This window comes from Asticcacaulis sp. AC466 (assembly GCF_000495815.1).
GTDB lineage: Bacteria > Pseudomonadota > Alphaproteobacteria > Caulobacterales > Caulobacteraceae > Asticcacaulis.
This window is the reverse complement of sequence record NZ_AWGE01000001.1, coordinates 479,270-497,306: the sequence shown is the minus strand read 5'-3', so window position 1 is coordinate 497,306 and position 18,037 is coordinate 479,270. Positions and strand designations below refer to the sequence as shown.

18 protein-coding genes are annotated in these 18,037 nt (G+C 57.7%); 10 read left to right on the top strand and 8 right to left on the bottom strand.

What is annotated here, in order from left to right; genetic code table 11:
• Nucleotides 1-118 precede the first annotated feature (118 nt).
• Nucleotides 119-499 (bottom strand): hypothetical protein, encoded by a 381-nt coding sequence (locus AEAC466_RS25330; protein WP_023456514.1) that lies wholly within the window; start codon nucleotides 497-499, stop codon nucleotides 119-121.
• 113 nt (nucleotides 500-612) lie between these two features.
• Nucleotides 613-939 carry a DUF1491 family protein gene (locus AEAC466_RS25325; RefSeq protein WP_023456513.1) on the bottom strand — a complete coding sequence of 109 codons (327 nt, stop codon included), beginning with the start codon at nucleotides 937-939 and terminating at the stop codon, nucleotides 613-615.
• A gap of 92 nt (nucleotides 940-1,031) precedes the next feature.
• Between AEAC466_RS25325 and AEAC466_RS25320 the strand changes: the two genes are divergently transcribed.
• A complete protein-coding gene (locus AEAC466_RS25320) occupies nucleotides 1,032-2,060 on the top strand; it encodes a hypothetical protein (protein WP_023456512.1) in 1,029 nt (342 codons plus the stop codon).
• Here AEAC466_RS25320 and AEAC466_RS25315 read toward each other — a convergent pair.
• Together AEAC466_RS25315 and AEAC466_RS25310 are read right to left on the bottom strand one after the other, a co-directional pair.
• Entirely contained in the window at nucleotides 2,057-2,467 is a 411-nt protein-coding gene (locus AEAC466_RS25315) for a SufE family protein (protein WP_023456511.1), read from the bottom strand. The two genes, AEAC466_RS25320 and AEAC466_RS25315, sit on opposite strands and share 4 nt — an antisense overlap.
• A 72-nt stretch (nucleotides 2,468-2,539) precedes the next feature.
• The gene (locus AEAC466_RS25310; protein WP_023456510.1) at nucleotides 2,540-3,316 is read right to left on the bottom strand and encodes a sensor histidine kinase; all 777 of its coding nucleotides are present in this window, start codon (nucleotides 3,314-3,316) and stop codon (nucleotides 2,540-2,542) included.
• Between the two features lie 184 nt (nucleotides 3,317-3,500).
• On the opposite strand from AEAC466_RS25310, the gene AEAC466_RS25305 reads away from it, so the two are divergent.
• The 3 genes from AEAC466_RS25305 (at nucleotide 3,501) to AEAC466_RS25295 (ending at nucleotide 7,328) form a co-directional block, all read left to right on the top strand.
• Nucleotides 3,501-5,312, top strand: coding sequence for a sensor histidine kinase (locus tag AEAC466_RS25305; RefSeq protein ID WP_031238090.1), 1,812 nt, complete (start codon nucleotides 3,501-3,503; stop codon nucleotides 5,310-5,312).
• A gap of 208 nt (nucleotides 5,313-5,520) precedes the next feature.
• Entirely contained in the window at nucleotides 5,521-6,618 is a 1,098-nt protein-coding gene (locus AEAC466_RS44720) for a hypothetical protein (RefSeq protein ID WP_162148917.1), read from the top strand.
• Entirely contained in the window at nucleotides 6,615-7,328 is a 714-nt protein-coding gene (locus AEAC466_RS25295) for an ATP-binding cassette domain-containing protein (RefSeq protein ID WP_023456507.1), read from the top strand. The genes AEAC466_RS44720 and AEAC466_RS25295 overlap by 4 nt, the downstream gene beginning before the upstream one ends.
• A 35-nt stretch (nucleotides 7,329-7,363) precedes the next feature.
• Here AEAC466_RS25295 and mopJ read toward each other — a convergent pair whose 3' ends face one another.
• From mopJ to cysK, 4 genes are all read right to left on the bottom strand, one after another.
• Nucleotides 7,364-7,870 carry a motility/cell cycle regulatory protein MopJ gene (gene mopJ / locus AEAC466_RS25290; protein WP_023456506.1) on the bottom strand — a complete coding sequence of 169 codons (507 nt, stop codon included), beginning with the start codon at nucleotides 7,868-7,870 and terminating at the stop codon, nucleotides 7,364-7,366.
• Between the two features lie 478 nt (nucleotides 7,871-8,348).
• Nucleotides 8,349-8,777, bottom strand: a complete 429-nt coding sequence (locus AEAC466_RS25285) for a MucR family transcriptional regulator (protein WP_023456505.1) — start codon at nucleotides 8,775-8,777, stop codon at nucleotides 8,349-8,351.
• A gap of 177 nt (nucleotides 8,778-8,954) precedes the next feature.
• Complete coding sequence (locus AEAC466_RS25280; RefSeq protein WP_023456504.1) at nucleotides 8,955-10,274, bottom strand: DUF2336 domain-containing protein; 1,320 nt, start codon at nucleotides 10,272-10,274, stop codon at nucleotides 8,955-8,957.
• Nucleotides 10,275-10,382: 108 nt separating this feature from the next.
• Entirely contained in the window at nucleotides 10,383-11,354 is a 972-nt protein-coding gene (gene cysK, locus AEAC466_RS25275; RefSeq protein WP_023456503.1) for a cysteine synthase A, read from the bottom strand.
• Nucleotides 11,355-11,568: 214 nt separating this feature from the next.
• On the opposite strand from cysK, the gene chpT reads away from it, so the two are divergent.
• The 6 genes from chpT (at nucleotide 11,569) to AEAC466_RS25245 (ending at nucleotide 18,021) form a co-directional block, all read left to right on the top strand.
• A complete protein-coding gene (chpT, locus tag AEAC466_RS25270; RefSeq protein WP_155913453.1) occupies nucleotides 11,569-12,306 on the top strand; it encodes a histidine phosphotransferase ChpT in 738 nt (245 codons plus the stop codon).
• A 287-nt stretch (nucleotides 12,307-12,593) separates the two neighbouring features.
• Nucleotides 12,594-15,041, top strand: a complete 2,448-nt coding sequence (locus tag AEAC466_RS25265; RefSeq protein WP_023456501.1) for a chemotaxis protein CheA — start codon at nucleotides 12,594-12,596, stop codon at nucleotides 15,039-15,041.
• Complete coding sequence (locus AEAC466_RS25260; protein ID WP_023456500.1) at nucleotides 15,038-15,481, top strand: chemotaxis protein CheW; 444 nt, start codon at nucleotides 15,038-15,040, stop codon at nucleotides 15,479-15,481. Before AEAC466_RS25265 ends, AEAC466_RS25260 begins: the two co-directional genes overlap by 4 nt.
• 27 nt (nucleotides 15,482-15,508) lie before the next feature.
• Nucleotides 15,509-15,874 carry a response regulator gene (locus AEAC466_RS25255; protein WP_023456499.1) on the top strand — a complete coding sequence of 122 codons (366 nt, stop codon included), beginning with the start codon at nucleotides 15,509-15,511 and terminating at the stop codon, nucleotides 15,872-15,874.
• A 102-nt stretch (nucleotides 15,875-15,976) separates the two neighbouring features.
• Nucleotides 15,977-17,182 (top strand): protein-glutamate methylesterase/protein-glutamine glutaminase, encoded by a 1,206-nt coding sequence (locus AEAC466_RS25250; protein WP_023456498.1) that lies wholly within the window; start codon nucleotides 15,977-15,979, stop codon nucleotides 17,180-17,182.
• Nucleotides 17,179-18,021, top strand: a complete 843-nt coding sequence (locus AEAC466_RS25245) for a CheR family methyltransferase (RefSeq protein ID WP_023456497.1) — start codon at nucleotides 17,179-17,181, stop codon at nucleotides 18,019-18,021. Before AEAC466_RS25250 ends, AEAC466_RS25245 begins: the two co-directional genes overlap by 4 nt.
• Nucleotides 18,022-18,037: the final 16 nt, after the last annotated feature.

Sequence of the window (18,037 nt, the reverse complement as noted above, 5' to 3'; positions counted from 1 at the left end):
ACCCTCAAAGGCCAATTCTTCCAATTGGCCGTTGGCAAGCGCGACCGCGCGTCGCGCAGGTTTGCGCGAACCTCTGCCGGAAAAGAGCTTGATCGCTATTTTGCGGAGCAAATGGCAATCAAGCCGCCATGCGGTGCCAGACTTCGTAATCGACCTTGGCGGCATCCAATTGGCCGGCCATCTGTTGCTGGTACATCAGCGCCATGGCCATTTCGTTGAGCGACTTGAAAGACGCATCGATGCTCTCGATAGGGCCGTTTGGCATTGTGGCGAAGAACTGAGCGGCATTGACGCGCGGCATCTTCAGATGAATGAGGTAGCACAGACGGCGGGCGCGTTCTGGATTGCGGCGATGCGCATGGGAGTCTTCGGCAAACATCTCCTTACCCAGTTGCGCGATGTAATCGATGCTGAGCGCCGAAAACCGTTCAGCATCGAGTGGCTGCATCATGCGCGCGGGTTCGATATCAAGGATGATGTCGTTCAAAAGAAAATACAAAACGCTACCTTTAGTCAGAGTGGTAAGCGATGGACACTATTCCAAAGGTTTTGTCTTTCCGTTGAAGAATAAGGTAAATCTCTGATTCACCATATGATTTCGGCGTGAGTATTTTAAAGCTCGACGGGTTCGGTCAGGAAGTGGCGGCCTTCTGCGTCCTCTATTTCCACCACCCACAGGTCCGAATCGTACCTGACCTGGCGCGCGATCCAGTCATCGAGATCGGCCTCCGTCACGGTTTCGACCGGACGCATCCATACGGTAGTTTCCCCTTTTTGCGCCTCCCGCAGGACATAAACATCGCGGGACCTCAAATTGAGGACCTTGACCAGCACTGCACCGTAATTACGGTCACCGCGTCGGGCGATATAGGCGAAACTGCCAGCCTGTTCGACGCGCCTCAACAAGGCGCTGACCCAGATATCCGCCGAAAGTAACATTTGGCTAACCTTGCTTGGCAACGCCGTTTAAAGCGCTTTGGCCTATAACCTTGCCTGAAAGTGCTGTTGTAGACCACCCGTAAAGCAGATTTATGAACGCCAAAATGCGTCCCGCCGCCCCTCTTCTTCGTCGCGCCACCCTGGTTCGTCGCGCCACCCTGGTTCGTCGCGCCACTCTGGGCGCAGCCGTATGGCTGACCGCGCTGGCGGGGCCGCTGGTGGCGCAGACCGCTGATAACTACACCTTGCCGGTGGTGAAGCGCTATTTCATGGTGCAGGCCGACGCCCGCTGCCATCTTCTCGATGAGGCCACCAGTCGCGCGCTCAAGGCCGGTTACCTTCAGGCGCGCAACGACGCCTTGCGCGCCGGTTTGAGCATGTCCTATCTGTCGCCCTGGCTAGCGCGGGCGCGCGACGCGGCGGCCCGTACAGCGTGCGATTCACCGCAACTGACCACCGAAGTCGAAACGGCGAAAAACGGCTTTCGCCGTTACATGGCCGTCCCGCACCTTGACCTGAACAGTGGCCGTGCCGACTGGGCCGCCAACCGGGCCTATAGCGATGATGTCGTTTGGCGGCTCGTCCAGTACCAGAACAGCGACAAGGCCGACATGGCCCTGGGCGTATTCGGCAGCCTGCACACCAATAGTTTTAGCCTGATGGCGCATTTCAAGGACGGAACGCACCCCTACGCCGCCCGGCTCATGGTGCGCAACACCGACATGATGCCAACCGGGCTCATTGACCGCACGCCCTACGACCTGACCCGCCAGATGCCGCGCGGCTTTTCCGACGTCGGCAGCCTGAGTTTTATGGCGAGCGGCATGACCAATCTACAGGCCGACCTTCATCCGGGCGTGAAAACAAATCTAGCCGGCTTTACCGTCACCGGCCAATATGCCGGCACGCGCCCCGCCGAAGACGCGATCCGATTCGATTTTCCCAGCCGCGCCTGGATTGCCATGGCCAAACTGGACCCGCGCGAAGACATCGTTGTCGAATTCAGTACGGATGATGGTCCCGTCTATGGCCGTTTCGAGGTCGGCGATTTTGTGACCGGGCTAACCTATGTCGCCTTGCCATCGGCTTACACCAATATTCACGTCAATACGGCAGGTTAAGCCGTCGCCTTTTTGAGACGCTCGACCATCGACATCAGGCCGTTGGTTCTCTGTGACGACAGAGCCTCGTTAAGACCGAGCTTTGCCAGTGTGTCGCGAATGGAGAAATTCTGGATCTCGCTATAGGCCAGGCCGTCTAGAAGTCGCACCAGCACGGCAATCAAGCCCTTGACGATAAAGGCATCTGAATCGCCGCGGAAACGCAATACGCCTTCCGGTGCTGGATCAATGACCAGCCAGACCTGGGACGCGCAACCCAGTACCTTATTGCGGTCAGTTTTTTCTTCTGGGGCAAGCGGCGTAAGGTCCTTGCCCAGATCGATAATGTAGCGATAACGGTCTTCCCAGTCGTCGAACAGCTCGAATTCATCGAGCAGGTCGGTCAGGCGGGACTGGAATTCGGACATGGGCGCGCTTTCGGTTGGATGCGCTCTATATGTCGATTGGGCCCACAGGTTCAAGCCCGGCTCAAAACAAGGCTAGGCCCGGGTCAAACGTATAATCGCCTTTAGCGCCTCGCCACGGTGGGAAATGACACCGAAGGCGCCGCCCATGGCTTCCGCATTCAGCCGGACAATCGCCCAGCCCAGACCGGCGCCTTCATGGCTGCGATTGACGGAATTGTCGCCTTGCTCAAACGGCTTCATCAGGCGCTCTACGTCCGCCTGATCCGGTGCATTGCCACGATTGAAGACGCTGATATCGACCTTGTCATTGACCGGACGGGCATTGATTTCGATCGTGCCAGACTCCGCCGTGAAATCGATGGCGTTTTTCAGCAATTGATCCAGGCAAGAGGCTAGGCCACGCGGATCGAACATGGCCTGGAGTTCATCGTTCAGCAGGCGGATTTCAATCTGGATACCAAGCGTCGTCGCCAGCGGACGCACCTTGGCGACCGCATCTTCCAAGGCATGCAGGACGGGTTCCGGCGCGGGCTTCAAGTCGCCGCCGCCCTCCAGCCGGACAATTTCTATGAAATTGTTGAACAGGGCCAGCAGCTTTGAACCGCTATCCTTGATGATATTGGCGTATTCTACATATTGCGGCGACCCCAACGGGCCATACAATTCCTGACGCAGGATTTCCGAAAAGCCGATAATGGAATTGAGCGGCGTGCGCAGTTCATGGCTGACCATACGCAGAAAGGCACGCTTGGCCACGCCCGGATCCGCCGTCTGTTGCGCGGCCTCCAGGTTCCAGGCCGGCGTTTCGCTGACCGGTTTTACGTCCGTTTGAGTGAGCGGCAACGACATGAACACCTAACCTTCTAACCAACTCTATACAGCCGCCGTTAAGTATCGGTTACAGGTGGCGTGATAGTTAAAAAATGCCGCTTTTGTGACATGATGACTGTGATTCTTCGCTCTCAGGGCGAGGACATTCGCTATTTAGCCGTTTATGTCTAAAATCCAAGGACTTGCTAATCAGGGAAACCGCGTGCCGCTTAAAGCCTACTTCCAGGACGAAGCCCCTTCCGCCCAAGAGGGCGTCAGGAGTCTGCGGTTAAGCGTGATGGTCTGGCATCTGTGCTGGGCCAGCTTCACATTGGCTGGTCTGCTGGGTCTTATATTTCTGTCCGCCAGCCTGTTCGTGCTCTCCGCCATGGTGGCGATCACCGTGCCCGGTGCGGCATGCGTCCTTCTGCTGAGCCGCGACAGTGCAGCCACCCGCCAGTTGCTTATGTGGGTTTGGGGCCTGTGCGCCCTGATTGCCGTAGGCCTGACCGGCGGCATATCCGGACCATTGGCGGCCTGGTGTGCCCTGCCGCTGCTGGCTGCCGTCGTCCTTAACCAGCGCGTACTGATTTCTCTGGGTGCCACACTCTCCTTCGGCGTTGCCCTGTTCGCCATTCTGATCGGCGTCTGGCACGGCATACGCTTGCCCGACGAACAGGAATCCTTCTGGCTGTCGATTATCGCCAATATCTCCATGGTCGCCGGCTTCGGCCTGGCCGTTCTGCCGGCACTGCGGGTTCGGGTAGAACGGGTGGATGCGGCCGAAGACGCCCGCGCACGCCTGTTACGCATGTTGACCGAGCAACCGAGCCTTCTGGTCTGCCTGGAAGAAGATGGCCGCGTCGTTTCGGCCTATGGCGAAGCCCCCCCCGGACTGGATCTGAAAAGCCTGCTGCAATTGGGGCTATCCGCATCGGCCCACGTGCCTGACCGCCTGAGGGTCAAGGCCGCGTTGGAACAGGCCATGATGGACGGCCGCGCTGACTTCGGCTTCACGCCGCACGCCGCCATGGACCATTACGTCCTCCTCAGCCTGCGCAAAGGCACCGACAATCGGCTTTACGGGGTTATGAGCGACGGCTCCCTCGCCCATGCCCACGAAACGGCCCTGGAGGCCGCGCGCGCCGATGCCGAAAGCGCCAATCAGGGCAAGACTCAGTTCCTGGCCAGTATGAGCCACGAACTGCGCACGCCCCTGAACGCGGTCATAGGTTTCTCCGACATCATGCGGTTGCAGTTGTTCGGCGAGATGCCGCCGAAATATGCCGAATACGCGCAACTGATCTGGGAATCGGGCCAACATGTCCTGGACATGATCAACGACGTGCTCGACATGTCCAAGATCGAAGCCCAACGCTACGAACTGACGCTCGAAGGGTTCGACATGCGCGAACCGGTGTCAGCCGCATTGCGGCTGATCCGTGGACAGGCGCACGAAAAGGCCATCGACATTGTCAGTCACATGCCCCAGACAGCTATGACGGTGACGGCGGACAAGCGCGCCGTCAAGCAGATCTGTCTCAACCTGCTGTCCAACGCTGTCAAATTCACGCCGCACGGCGGCACCGTTACGCTAAATCTCAGCCAATCCGAGGAACTGGTCGATATCGTTATCACCGATACCGGCATAGGTATCGCGCCGGACGATCTCAACCGAATCGGCCAGCCCTATGAACAATCCGGGCCGGCAGAACAACGGGCCATGGGCACAGGTCTCGGCCTGTCTATCGTTAAGGCCATGGCGCATCTGCTGGGCGGCAGCATGACCCTGGCCAGCCAGTTGGGTGAAGGCACGACCGTAACGGTACGCCTGCCGGTGATGCAATCGGTCGAACAGCCGGAATTGCCCATGCCTGTCCCAGTCCAGACGGAACCCCAAGGCGTGGTGCAGTCGCTGGAAGCCTTTGCGCGCGCCGCGCTTAATCCCCTTCACAATCCGTTGGAAGACCTCACGCAGGTGCCCGAGAGTCTGAACCAATTCAGTGATTTCGTTATTCGCCCGCCGAAGAGCTGAGCCAAGCGCCTTAAAGCGCTCAACGGAAGGCTTGATATTTTGAGGTGGGTATGATGACATTTGTCCAACACCGCGAAGTGCTTTCCCGCCAACGCAAGGGGCTTTGCGGACGCTTCGACCCTTTTTTCACTTTCGATCGGAAAAAAGGCATAATACCTTTCTGAAAGTCTTCCAGTTGTCGCAAGCTTTTCAACGTTGGCGTACGGGCTTGGGAGGCGCACTAACGCGTTATGAACTGTTGACTTGGCGCAATATCGCGTTGGCGACAGGTAGCGATCTCTGGTTCGGCCTTTCTATTCTAACTGTAATATTAGCTGCGTCCGTAGGCATCTATCAATTGGATGGCTGGCTGGTTGCCCACCCCATTGTGGCGACTATCTGCGCGATAGTCGTCGGATTTGGCCTGTATGGCACTTTCTACCACGCACCGGACGCCTCCCAGCGCGCGAACCTGCTTTCAGGACCGCTTTATCCTTGGATAGGCTTTGGTCAAGACCTTGAAAACTGGTGCCGATTGCGCGCCCTGACGCTAACAATAGGCAGTCTTGTCCTGATTTCGGTCCCGGTCGGAATGGCGCATATCCGGCATGTCCCAGCGTTATTAGTGTTGGCAGGACTTGGCACCATAATCCGTTATAGCTGCTTACTTTTCCAAAACGATCGCACCCGCAGGAAGCTGTCATTTCGTCTTCCGAAGGTCCGACCGGCACGTCCAAAGATCATACCGGTATCCTTATGGATTGGTGGTATGCTGGCAATGCGCCGCAAAATCGGACCTATACCCGCTTTATACGCCATCCCATTACTCTGGGCCCTATGCGCCTTCGCCTCACGCCTGTCGGCAAGCAACAATAATGATATTCGTATCAGCCTTATTGGGGTCAGCGTTGCCGGGTTGCTCTGCGGCGTAGCGCTGACATGGCCTGACCTTGGCTTGCTACGCTTTCTCTCATTTCAGCCGGCGAAGGCATCACGCATACTTATGGCTCTGACGGCGCTCCGCATCTGCCTGGCGGCGGTGATGAGTCTTCTGGCCGGGTTCGTCGCCGGCTTATCCGCAGTCTTGGCGATACTATCGTTTGGCGTCGTTCTCGCCGCCTTACTTGTATGGTTGGCTCTTTTGCACGCTTACGGCATGACACGATCGGAAGGCGGTGCCGTGGGTTTCGCCATCCGCGACCTTATTCTCGGCGCTCTGATAAAGGCCGCGTTTCTTTCCAGCAGTCTCGCCTTGGCGTGGTTGATTGGAACAATATTCTTCAACTATCTAAAGCTCGATCGACGCAGATGGAAAGAACCGGGATGACGACGCGACTGGAGGTCTTAGGCCTGAAATTGGACCTAAAAAAGCGGCCAATCCTAAAGGATTTAAGTTTTGCTATCCATCCCGGTTGGTTCGGCATTCTAGGCATCAATGGCAGCGGAAAGACAACCTTGTTAAAGGCCTTGTGCGCCCGCCTACCTATCTCTGAAGGCACAATTAAATATAACGACCAAGACGTCACAGGCAATCTGTCTGAACGGGCAAAGACATTTAGCTTCGCGCCAGATATTCACTCATTGCCACCAACTCTGACAGCAAAAGAGCTGATTTTATTACTCGCCGATCTGAGAAAAGTCTCCCCGTTTGAACCAAGCACAATCTATACCATACTCGGCTTGTCGCGCATTGGCGACACGCTTATCGGCTCCATGTCCTCTGGGATGCGCCAAAGAGTCAGCCTTTATTGTGCTTTCCTGGGTACGCCTGACGTCGTCTTGCTGGACGAGCCGTTCAATTGGCTTGACCCCGTGGCTGCCTATGACCTGAAGCGGGAGCTACGGGCCTATGCCGACGCCTCCCGGTGCGTCTTGACGGCTTTGCACGACGTAGAAACCTTTGTGACGCGCTGCGACCAAGGCATATTGATCCATCAGGGAAAAATCCTGCGCGTCTTTGATCAAGGACAGATGTCGGACGGCCGCCGCAATGTAGGCGAAATGGAAGCCCAGATATACGACCTTTTCCCGCGATAATTTTCACCCACCCAGCGCTTTTGAGGCGAGTAAGGTCAGGAGGCCGAACGGATACCGCTCTGCAACAGGTCAACCTTGCCTATCAGAGCATCATGACCAAGAATCATATCGACATTCTTGCCATCCGACGCCAAAGGCAGACGCAGCCAGAACAGACTTAGCCCCTTGGCGCCTCGCCAGGCCATGGAATGTAACCCGACATTCGGTTTGCCGGTTTCGACAACTAAGGTCAGATGTTCGGCCCAGTATAGCGCTTCCGGCGGCGTGTAGATATTGTCGAGTATCTTGCCGGTAATTTCTTCACCGTAAGCGTTGAACAATTCAGTTCCCGCCAGTCGTTGACGGAAACAACCCGGATTGTTGGCCGGGTGCCCATCCAGAACGTCTATAAGGCTGATGGTCGGCAATCGGAGTTTTAAGGCAGCCGGGTCTAAGTCCTGCCGGGATGGCAGGCGGCCACGTTTACGCAAACTTTTCCAGTAACGGAAAATGTCCTCATGCGAGCGCAGGGCCGCCAACATTTCGGAAGCTAAACCAGCCATAAGTAAAAGTTCGTTTGCCCCTTTGCGGTCTTACGATTGTTCTGGAATTCCAAGGCAACCGCGCCGCGCATACACAAATCAAAATGAGAACAAGACGCGAACACTTAAATCAAATCTGGTATTAAATCTTAGGCGCTCGCGAATCACCTGAATTCACCTTCTCTTAACTGGTGAATCCTTGGCAAGCAAAAAAGGGTTAACGCAGACTTTATCCAGAACTGTCTAATCCGTTGATTCATGGGGATGAATAAGGGTTAGTTGGTGCAGCCACGGCGTAAAAAGTAATCGAATAAGACCAAATTGAGTCAAATTCGCCACAGGAAAATATTGCCGTGCGTCGGTGTAAAAAATCGAGCGGGTTTAGTAATATTTCGCTATCGGCCTCAAATCCGTGACCGTAACTCAATTTCGGCAATAAAAAACCCCGGCTTTTTGACCGGGGTTTCTTCGAAGATTTTATATAGATCAGGCCACAAGATCAAGCCTTAACGCGCGTCTTGCGTGTCACCTGACGGCCGCCTTGACCGAGGCCCATTTGCTTAGCCAGATCGGAGCGTGCCTTTGCATAGTTCGGCGCGACCATCGGATAATCCTTGGGCAGGTTCCACTTGGCGCGGTAATCTTCCGGGCTCATGCCGTATTTGGTACGCAGGTGGCGCTTGAGCGACTTGAACTTACGACCATCTTCCAGACAGACAATGTAATCAGAAGAAATAGACTTCTTGACCGAAACAGCCGGTTCTTTAGGTGCTTCGACCTTCGTCTCTTCGCCGGAAGAAATCGAGTTCAATGCAGCATAGACATTTTGAATTAGCGCTGGCAGTTCACTAGCAGGTACCGAATTATTGCCGACAAAGGCAGAAACGATATCTGCCGTCATGTCCAGGGTATCCGTCTTGCTTTCCATTACATTGTCCTTTGAAAACTGTGAGCTTTACCTAAGCCAGGACTTTGCAATATTCAAGCCTCATTCACTAAAAAAATGCACCGTGCCCAAATTATGACGACGCAAATACTTACCCGTAAGCGAATTTAGAATGTCTTCGCCCAAGTTTTCAATGCGTATAATCTACTATACGCTGCGTCAGCTCTTCAAATCGGCGGCAAAGGCCAGCATGGCTGCACGCTGGGGAACGGTCAATGATTCGAGGTCCACGTCTTCGCCACTCGATATGGCCCGTAACATGACATGGGTCAGCGCCGAAGACAGCGACCAGTTCCAATAGCGCAGTACGGTTTGAGCGCGATCGACGGCCAGAATGTCATAAGTGATCAGCACCTCCGCCAGATGCGGATGCATCTCCCCCTGTTCGGTTCGCAACGGACGGCGCAAAGCTTTCCACAAGGCACGCAGGGCTTTCTTGGACAGCCCCGTGGCCTTGCATAACACAGCTAACCCCTCCCCCCCCTGATCGCGCATCAGCTTCGCTCCCGTCGCCGGTTTGATGCCACACATATAGGAGATCTCTTCGGCCATATGGCGGGTCATGCCATTGCGCGCCGCATCGGCGATCGCGGCCTCCAAAGAGGTGTATTCGCTGCGCTCAAGCGCTTCGCGGTTGCGCTGGCGGCGCTCGATAAACTGCAAGGCCTTGCGGGCCAGCGGATCCTGCCATTTTTCGGCGGCCATCATGGCGAAGACATCGCCTGCCATGTCCTGCATGATGTCGCGATTGACGCCAAATCGGGTCAATATCTGGCGGCGCGTCTCAGTATCCGCCCACCAGAAGAGCACATAGGCCGAGGACGGACGCAATTCGACACGCTTGAGGATAAGCGGAATGAACTGGACATGCGTTTGGCTCATCGCCACAGTAGCTTCAAGTGCCGGTTGAGTAATACGGGCGCGCTGATTTTTTAGCAGTGCTTCGACAACACGAACATCTTCAGTATCGACCAGGAATTCACATAAGAGGCCCGGCAGGTCTTTGCGGCCGGCCAGAAGCATGTGGTGGTGGTGAGTACCAAGCCGGGCGCAATAATGCAGATCCGCATCGGTCAGGCTTTCACAATCCTCGATCAAGGGCCGGGCGACGTCCACATCGTCAGTGATCAAGGTGCGAATCAGCGAATTGGGGACCTCAGCCAGTATAGTGAGACGCTTGGCGACGCGAATGCGGTCCGGCAATGCGGATTCGCGCAACATTTCGACCAGAAGATCAGCGGTCACGGCACGCTCGAAGGCATTGACCCGCGATTCAGGCAGGCAGACCACATCGGCCAGACGCTTGAGGAGAATATGCCGCGCCTGGTATTTCGGCGCTGTCGGCTGGACAATCATGTCATCGAACACTTCGTCCAGGCTGCTCAATTCGGTGGGCTGCACGGTTCTGCCTTCCGCGCCGTTTTCGGCAATGGCCATGGCGTCGTTATGCGAATGTGCGGGCAGGCTGGCGGTCGACATGCCGCCATAATGGCCCTGATCCGTTAATCTTTTGTATAGGCTGAAAACAGCAACGCCCGCCGGTACAAAGTCCCGGCGGGCGTCAAACTGCGCTCAGTAGGAAGAGGCTTACAGCCCTTCGAACAGCGCCGTCGACAGATAGCGTTCGGCGAAGGACGGAATAATGGCCACGATCGTCTTGCCGGCATAGTCATCGCGCGCCGCCAGTCGGAAGGCGACTTCCAACGCCGCGCCCGACGAAATGCCAACCGGCAGACCTTCCAGCTGAGCGGATTTGCGCGCCATGGCGAAGGCGGCGTCGTTCGATACGGTTTCAATACCATCGATGACACCACGATCCAGGATGCCCGGCACGAAACCGGCCCCAATACCCTGGATCTTGTGCGGACCCGGCTCGCCGCCCGAAAGGATGGGGGAGGCTTCCGGCTCGATGGCGATCATCTTTACCGACGGCTTCTTCCGCTTGAGCGCATGACCGATACCAGTGATCGAACCGCCCGTACCAACGCCGGAGACCACTACATCGACCGCGCCGTCGCTGTCGTTCCAGATTTCTTCGGCGGTCGAAATTTCATGGATATGCGGGTTGGCTTCGTTTTCGAACTGCTGCGGAATGACGGCGCCCGGCGTTTCGGCGAGCAGCTCCTGGGCGCGGTTCACCGCCCCACGCATGCCCTTTTCCGCTGGCGTCAGTTCCAGCTTGGCACCCAGCAGCAAAAGCATCTTGCGGCGCTCGATCGACATCGATTCCGGCATGACCAAAGTGATCTTGTATCCCTTGGCAGCGGCCACGAAGGCCAGGGCGATGCCGGTATTGCCGGATGTTGGCTCGATGATGGTGCCGCCGGGCTTCAGCTTGCCCGAAATTTCAAGGGCTTCAATCATGGAAACACCGATGCGATCCTTGACGGACGCCATCGGGTTGAAGAATTCCAGCTTGGCCAACACGTTTGCCTTGGCACCGAATTCTGCCGACAAGCGCGGCAGGCGCACGAGCGGCGTATCGCCCATGGTATCGAGAATCGAATCAAAAATCTTGCCGCGGCCTTTGCGGGCGTAACGGGAGGCGGAATCGGCCATAGGTATCTCCGGGGTTCGGTCTGTTGTGTCTGTTGTTTTGAAAGGGTGTGAGCGGGGAGCCTCGCGCGCGTGCGGTTATGTAAACCCCTCGTTAAGACTTGTTAAAACATCTTGGCGTTACTTTGAGGCCGATTTTAGCCGCTCCGGGCTTCCCCGTTAAGGCAAATCGCCTCACATATAAGGTCAGCCCTTCTAAACAGCCCCGGATATCAAGATGAGCATGGACGATCTGTCAACGCCTAACCTTTCCAATGCGGAAACGCATGTGGATACCGTGACGGCTGACGCCGCCCCGTCTCCTGCATCCCCGGAGGGGCTGGAACTGCGTGCGCACGACCTGGCCACCCAACTTGTGGGAAAGCTGTGCCACGATTTCATTTCGCCTGCCGGCGCCATCATGTCCGGCCTGGACCTGCTCGAAGATCCGTCCGCCCAGGATATGCGCCAGGAGGCGCTCAACCTCATCAAGGCATCAGCCACCAAGATGGTGACGCTGGTCCATTTCGCCCGCGTCGCCTTCGGTGCCGCGACGACTTCCGAAGCGTTCAATGGCGGCCAGTTGGAAAAAATCCTGTCGGACATGTACACAACCATGCGCGCCGAGCTCGATTTCGCCATTCCTGCCAACATGTTATTTCAGAAGCCGGCGGCGCGCGCATTGCTAAATCTGGGTCTTCTCGCAGGCAATTCTCTGCCGACTGGCGGCAAGGCGACACTCGAAGCCACCGCCACCGATGACGGACTGGTCCTGACCGCCGAAGCGCGCGGCCCGCGCGCCCGGTTAAAACCCGAAGCCGTAGAGGGCCTGAACGGCCTGCCGTTGGGCGATGGCCTGAACGGCCAATGGATACAGCCGCATTGGCTATATAGTGTCGTCCAGGACGCCGGCGGGACGCTCGACTTCCATAGCGAGACAGACGCCCTCTCATTTAAAATTATTCTGCCGGCCTGAACCGGGCGCCCAGAGGCGAAAATTGAGACAAATATTGAGACGGGCGCCGCATGACGGCGCCCGTTTTACGTATGCGCTCTACGCCAGATGGTCGCAGACGACACAAAGTTGAGATTAAATAGTCCACAAAAACAACTATCTCACGAAAATTCGTGAAAATTCAGATTTTGGTAAGCTTTTGGCAACGGCCCCTTAACCAAAGCTGTTCAGTATCACCTCCGATAGGGTCTGCTCGAAATCCGTCAAAACGACGCTGGGCATGGCCGCAAAGTACAACGGGGTAAGCTGTGGACGACTTAATTGCTGAATTCCTGACCGAGACCGCCGAGAGCCTTGAAGTTGTCGATAGCGAACTGGTCAAATTCGAAGCCAATCCGACCGAACGGAAGACGCTCGATAATATTTTCCGCCTCGTCCATACGGTGAAGGGCACCTGTGGCTTCCTTGGCCTGTCGCGCCTCGAAGCCGTAGCGCACGCCGGTGAAACCCTGCTGGGCCGCTTCCGCGATGGCAAACTGGAAGTCACGCCGCTGGCCGTGACCCTCGTCCTGCACTCGATCGACCGTATCAAGGTAATCCTGGCCAGCCTGGAAGCCACCGGCAACGAACCCGACGGCGACGATCACGATCTGATCCTCCAGCTTGAAGCCATGGCTGAAGGTCAGGAAGTGGACCTCAGCGCGGTTCAGACGATGGAAGTCCCCGCTCGCCCGATCGGGTCGGAAATTGACCCAGCTGAAATCAACATACCCACGCCGTCAGCCGCTGCCGTCGACACCTCCATCCCTGCCACCGGCCTTCAAACCGGTGAAGTCGATCCGGGTACCGGTCGCGTCCTGCGTCCCGGCGAAGTGTCCGAAGCCGATCTGGAAGCGGCGTTCGCAGCCGCCGAAGCGCCGGACTGGATGAACGACGAACCCGCCCCAGCGGCTATCGAAGCGCCCGCCCCCATCGCGGCGGCTCCGGTGACGGAAAAGGCGGCGGCGGTAAAAGCCCCGGCGGCTGCACCTGAACCCTTGGCCGGACTTGGCGGCGAGGACGGCCAGGGCATCACCACCACCCAGTCCATCCGCGTATCGGTCGACGTGCTCGAAGGCCTGATGACATTGGTCTCCGAGATGGTGCTTACCCGCAACCAGCTCCTCCAGATCAGCCGAAATCGTGAAGATTCCGCCTTTGCAACCCCGCTTCAGCGCCTGTCCACCCTGACCGGGGAATTGCAGGACAGCGTGATGAAGACCCGCATGCAGCCGATTGGCGCGGCTTGGAAGAAGCTGCCCCGTCTGGTGCGTGACTTGTCCTATGAACTGGGCAAGAAGATCGACCTCGTCATGGATGGCGAAGGCACCGAACTCGACCGCCAAGTACTTGAGCTTATCCGCGACCCGCTCACCCACATGGTGCGCAACTCGGCCGACCATGGCCTGGAATCGACCGAAGAACGCATCCAGCTCGGCAAACCGGCTAACGGCACGGTCAAGCTCTCAGCCTTCCACGAAGGCGGCTATATCGTTATCCGCATCGCCGACAACGGTCGCGGCCTGAATACCGCCCGCATCCGCGAAAAGATCATCGAAAAGGGCCTGGCATCACGGACCGAAGTCGAGAGCCTGAGCGACCAGCAGATTCACCGCTACATCTTCGCGCCGGGCTTCTCCACGGCGGCCAAGGTTACCAACCTGTCTGGCCGCGGCGTCGGCATGGACGTGGTGCGGACCAATATCGAACAGATCGGCGGTCAGATCGATCTCAACTCGGTACCGGGTCAAGGCACGACTTTCACGATCAAGATTCCGCTCACCCTCGCCATTGTGTCCGCGCTGATCGTCGGCGCCGGCGGCCAGAAGTTCGCCGTCCCGCAGACGGCCGTAATGGAACTGGTGCGTACCGGCGCCAATGCCGAACATCGTATCGAAAAGATCAATGACGCGCTCGTCCTGCGTCTGCGCAACAAGCTGCTCCCGCTGGTCCAACTCGGCCCGACGCTCCTGCTCGAAACTGCCAAGGATGAAGATGCCACCTTCGTCATGGTTATCCAGGTCGGGGAACGCCGCTACGGCCTTGTCGTCAATGACGTGCTCGACACTGAGGAAATTGTCGTCAAGCCGCTGGCCTCCATCCTGCGCGATGTCGATGTCTTCTCCGGCGCCACCATTCTGGGTGACGGCTCGGTCGTACTCATCCTTGACCCGAACGCCATGAGCGAACGCGCCGGCAACATGCTTGAAGAAAAAGAAGCGACCGACGCGGAGGAAACCGTCGACCAGGCGGCTTCCGAAAAGGTGGCCATGCTGCTCTTCAAAGCCGGCAACGGCGCGCCCAAGGCGGTCGAACTGGAACATATCACGCGCCTGGAACATGTCGAATCGTCGCAGATCGAAGTCATGGAAGGACGCGCGGCCCTGCAATACCGCGGCAAACTCATGCCGATCCTGACCGTCAACGGCGACTATTCCGGTCTGCTGTTGTCGAACGCGCAGGACGTACACATCCAGCCGCTCCTGGTCTTTACCGGCGAAGGCTACGCCATGGGTCTGGCCGTCGACGAAATCGTCGATGTGGTCGAAGACCGCATGACCATAGAACTGTCGCCGGACCGTCCGGGTGTTCGCGGCACCGCGATCATCGCTGGCCGCGCCTGCGAAATCCTCGATGTTGACCATTACCACCTGCGCGGCCTGGCTGAACACCAGCGTCGCCCAGCCACTCAAACTCAAGAGAAGGCCGTCGCATGAGCCTGCGTGATTATGTAACCCTGCGAGTCGGCGGCCAATTGTTCGGCGTCGACGCCGCCCGCGTCCACGATGTCTTCCATCCGCGCGGCCTGACGCCCGTTCCCCTGTCGCGATCCGAAATCGCCGGCGTGCTCAACCTGCGCGGCCGCATCGTGACCGCTGTTTGCGCGCGCCGCCGCCTTGGCCTGCCGCCGCGCCCGGAAGGCTCGCCCGAACCCCTTGCGATAGGTCTGGAAGTACATGGCGACAGCTACGGCCTGGTCATCGATTCAGTCGATGAAGTTCTGAAGCTGGACGATGAGAAATTCCATGCCGCGCCGGGAAATTTACCGCCCCGCTGGGCAGAAATAATCGTCGGCGTTTATCAATTGGAAAAGGAACTTCTGATAGTGTTGGATCCACACACACTATTGGATGCGGCGCACCTCAAAGCCGCATAACCTTTTCTCCAATATAGGAATTTCAGTATGAAAACCTGTCTCGTCGTTGATGATAGCCGCGTTATTCGAAAAGTAGCCCGACGCATCCTCGAGAACCTGTCGTTCGAAGTGACCGAAGCCAATGATGGCCTGGAAGCGCTGAAAGCCTGTAAAGACAAAATGCCGTCGGCTGTATTGCTTGATTGGAACATGCCCGTCATGGACGGCATTTCCTTCTTGCGTCAGTTGCGTAAGGAAGAGGGCGGCAAGGCGCCGGTCGTCATTTTCTGCACCACCGAAAACGATCTGGCGCACATCACCGAAGCCCTGACCGAGGGCGCATCGGAATACATCATGAAGCCGTTCGACGGCGAGATCCTTGAAGCCAAGTTCTCGGAAGTCGGCCTGCTGTAAACGATTGTGCTTTCCGGGGAGTCCTATCTCGTACTCTGACTTTCCCGGCCGAGAGACGCACAACAAAACGTATCGCGTATTCCCTTTTTCGGCTGTTTTTTTATGTCATTGAACCTCCCCACCGCCGCGTCCCTGCGGCCCCTGAAGATCATGATCGTCGACGATTCGGCGGTCGTGCGGGGGTTGATTTCACGTTGGCTTGAGCAGGAACCGGATATGGTTCTGGCCGGACTGGCGATTGACGGCGCCAAGGGCATCGAAAAAGTCCGTGAAATTCAACCGGACGTTCTTATACTCGACATTGAAATGCCCAATATGGGCGGCCTCGAAGCCCTCCCGAGACTGCTGGCGGCCAAGCCGGGCCTCAAGGTGCTGATGGCGTCAACCCTGACAACGCGGGGCGCCAATGTCACCCTGCGCGCGCTCGAACTCGGCGCGGCTGACTACATCCCGAAGCCGGATTCAACACGGATAGGCGGCGCCGACGGTTTCCGCACCGAACTCCTGACCAAGATTCGCGCCCTGTGCGGCCGGACTCGGCAATGGCCCGTTCCCCCCTCGCCAACCAGCGTCCCACCGCCGTCGACCCTGGCACGCCCCGCCGCCACAGCTCGCACCTCATCCCCCGCGCCGGCCACAGCGTCCGGCTTCAGGCCCATGTCCAAGCCGGTCAATGCCCCAACCGCACCGACCCTGCGCCCAGGTGGCACAGGACCGAAGCGCATCGACTGCCTTGTTGTCGGCGCCTCCACGGGCGGCCCGCCGGCCCTGCGCAATTTCCTCATGGCGCTTGGACCCGATTGGAAGATTCCCGTGCTGATCGTGCAGCACATGCCCGCCACCTTCACCACCATTCTGGCCGAGCACCTCGACAAGGCGCTGCCGCAAAAGGTGCAGGAAGCCAAGGATGGCATGCTTATCGAAAGCCGCAACATCTACATCGCCCCCGGCGACTGGCACATGACCATCAAGAACGACCCGATCGTCAAGCAGATCAAGCTCGACCAGGGGCCGCAGGTCAATTGGTGCCGTCCGGCAGTCGATCCCCTATTTAAATCTGCCGCCGACATCTACGGCAACCACGCCCTGGCGGTGGTGCTGACGGGCATGGGCCATGACGGCCGAGACGGCGCGGCGGCGCTCGTGGCCGTCAACGGCTCCGTACTGGTCCAGGACGAAGCCTCCAGCGTCGTGTGGGGTATGCCCGGCGCGGTCGCCGAAGCCGGCCTGGCCGAACTTATTAAACCTATTGAAGGGCTGTCCGCGGCCTGTAAAGCTTTTGCGCGCGGGGAGCGTCCAAACCAATGACACCTGAAGACATCGAACACCTTGCCGCCACGCTCAAAACCCGCTCGGGCCTGATCCTGGGCTCCGACAAGACCTATCTCATCGAATCGAGACTGGCGCCTGTCGCCCGCCGCGAAGGTTTCGCTAATGTGGCGGCCCTGCTGACCGCCTTGCGCACCAAGCGTGACGAAAAGTTGATGGTCGCCGTTACCGACGCCATGACCACCAACGAAACCTTCTTCTTTCGCGACAAGGTGCCGTTCGACCAGTTCAAGAGCGACATCCTGCCCGCACTGGCGAAGACGCGCATTTCGGGCGACATCAAGGTGTGGTGCGCCGCCTGCTCGACCGGTCAGGAGCCCTACTCCCTCGTCATGCTGATGGACGAGATGCAGATGCTTTTCCCGCGCATCAAGCTAGACATCCTGGCCACAGACATTTCCGATCGCTGTCTGGAAAAGGCACAGGCTGGGCTCTACACTCAGTTCGAAGTGCAACGCGGCCTGCCGATCACCATGATGGTCAAGCATTTCGAAAAGGTCGACGAAATGTGGCGTATTTCGCCAAAGATTCGCTCGTCCGTCCGCTACAAGAAAATGAACCTGCTCGACGACCTGCGCATGGTCGGCAAGCAGGACGTCATCTACTGCCGTAATGTGCTGATCTACTTCGACCTGGAAACCAAGAAACGCGTGCTGGAGCAAATGGCCAACCTGCTGGCCGATGATGGCTGCCTGTTCCTGGGCGCTGCTGAAACCGTTCTTGGCATCACGGATGTCTTCAAGCCCATGCCCGGCATGCGAGGTCTGTACATCAAAAATGCGGCCAGCGCTCAAGCGCCGATCCGCAAGACCGCCTGAGGCGCTCTGCCCGCTC

What these genes read in the sequence shown, in the direction of transcription:
- AEAC466_RS25255 (WP_023456499.1), top strand. Translation starts at nt 15,509, where the DNA reads ATGAAAACCTGTCTCGTCGTTGATGATAGCCGCGTTATTCGAAAAGTA.
- AEAC466_RS25310 (WP_023456510.1), bottom strand. Translation starts at nt 3,316, where the DNA reads ATGTCGTTGCCGCTCACTCAAACGGACGTAAAACCGGTCAGCGAAACG.
- AEAC466_RS25295 (WP_023456507.1), top strand. Translation starts at nt 6,615, where the DNA reads ATGACGACGCGACTGGAGGTCTTAGGCCTGAAATTGGACCTAAAAAAG.
- cysK (WP_023456503.1), bottom strand. Translation starts at nt 11,354, where the DNA reads ATGGCCGATTCCGCCTCCCGTTACGCCCGCAAAGGCCGCGGCAAGATT.
- mopJ (WP_023456506.1), bottom strand. Translation starts at nt 7,870, where the DNA reads ATGGCTGGTTTAGCTTCCGAAATGTTGGCGGCCCTGCGCTCGCATGAG.
- AEAC466_RS25260 (WP_023456500.1), top strand. Translation starts at nt 15,038, where the DNA reads ATGAGCCTGCGTGATTATGTAACCCTGCGAGTCGGCGGCCAATTGTTC.
- AEAC466_RS25320 (WP_023456512.1), top strand. Translation starts at nt 1,032, where the DNA reads ATGAACGCCAAAATGCGTCCCGCCGCCCCTCTTCTTCGTCGCGCCACC.
- AEAC466_RS25325 (WP_023456513.1), bottom strand. Translation starts at nt 939, where the DNA reads ATGTTACTTTCGGCGGATATCTGGGTCAGCGCCTTGTTGAGGCGCGTC.
- AEAC466_RS25245 (WP_023456497.1), top strand. Translation starts at nt 17,179, where the DNA reads ATGACACCTGAAGACATCGAACACCTTGCCGCCACGCTCAAAACCCGC.
- AEAC466_RS25315 (WP_023456511.1), bottom strand. Translation starts at nt 2,467, where the DNA reads ATGTCCGAATTCCAGTCCCGCCTGACCGACCTGCTCGATGAATTCGAG.
- AEAC466_RS25280 (WP_023456504.1), bottom strand. Translation starts at nt 10,274, where the DNA reads ATGTCGACCGCCAGCCTGCCCGCACATTCGCATAACGACGCCATGGCC.
- chpT (WP_155913453.1), top strand. Translation starts at nt 11,569, where the DNA reads ATGAGCATGGACGATCTGTCAACGCCTAACCTTTCCAATGCGGAAACG.
- AEAC466_RS25250 (WP_023456498.1), top strand. Translation starts at nt 15,977, where the DNA reads ATGTCATTGAACCTCCCCACCGCCGCGTCCCTGCGGCCCCTGAAGATC.
- AEAC466_RS25285 (WP_023456505.1), bottom strand. Translation starts at nt 8,777, where the DNA reads ATGGAAAGCAAGACGGATACCCTGGACATGACGGCAGATATCGTTTCT.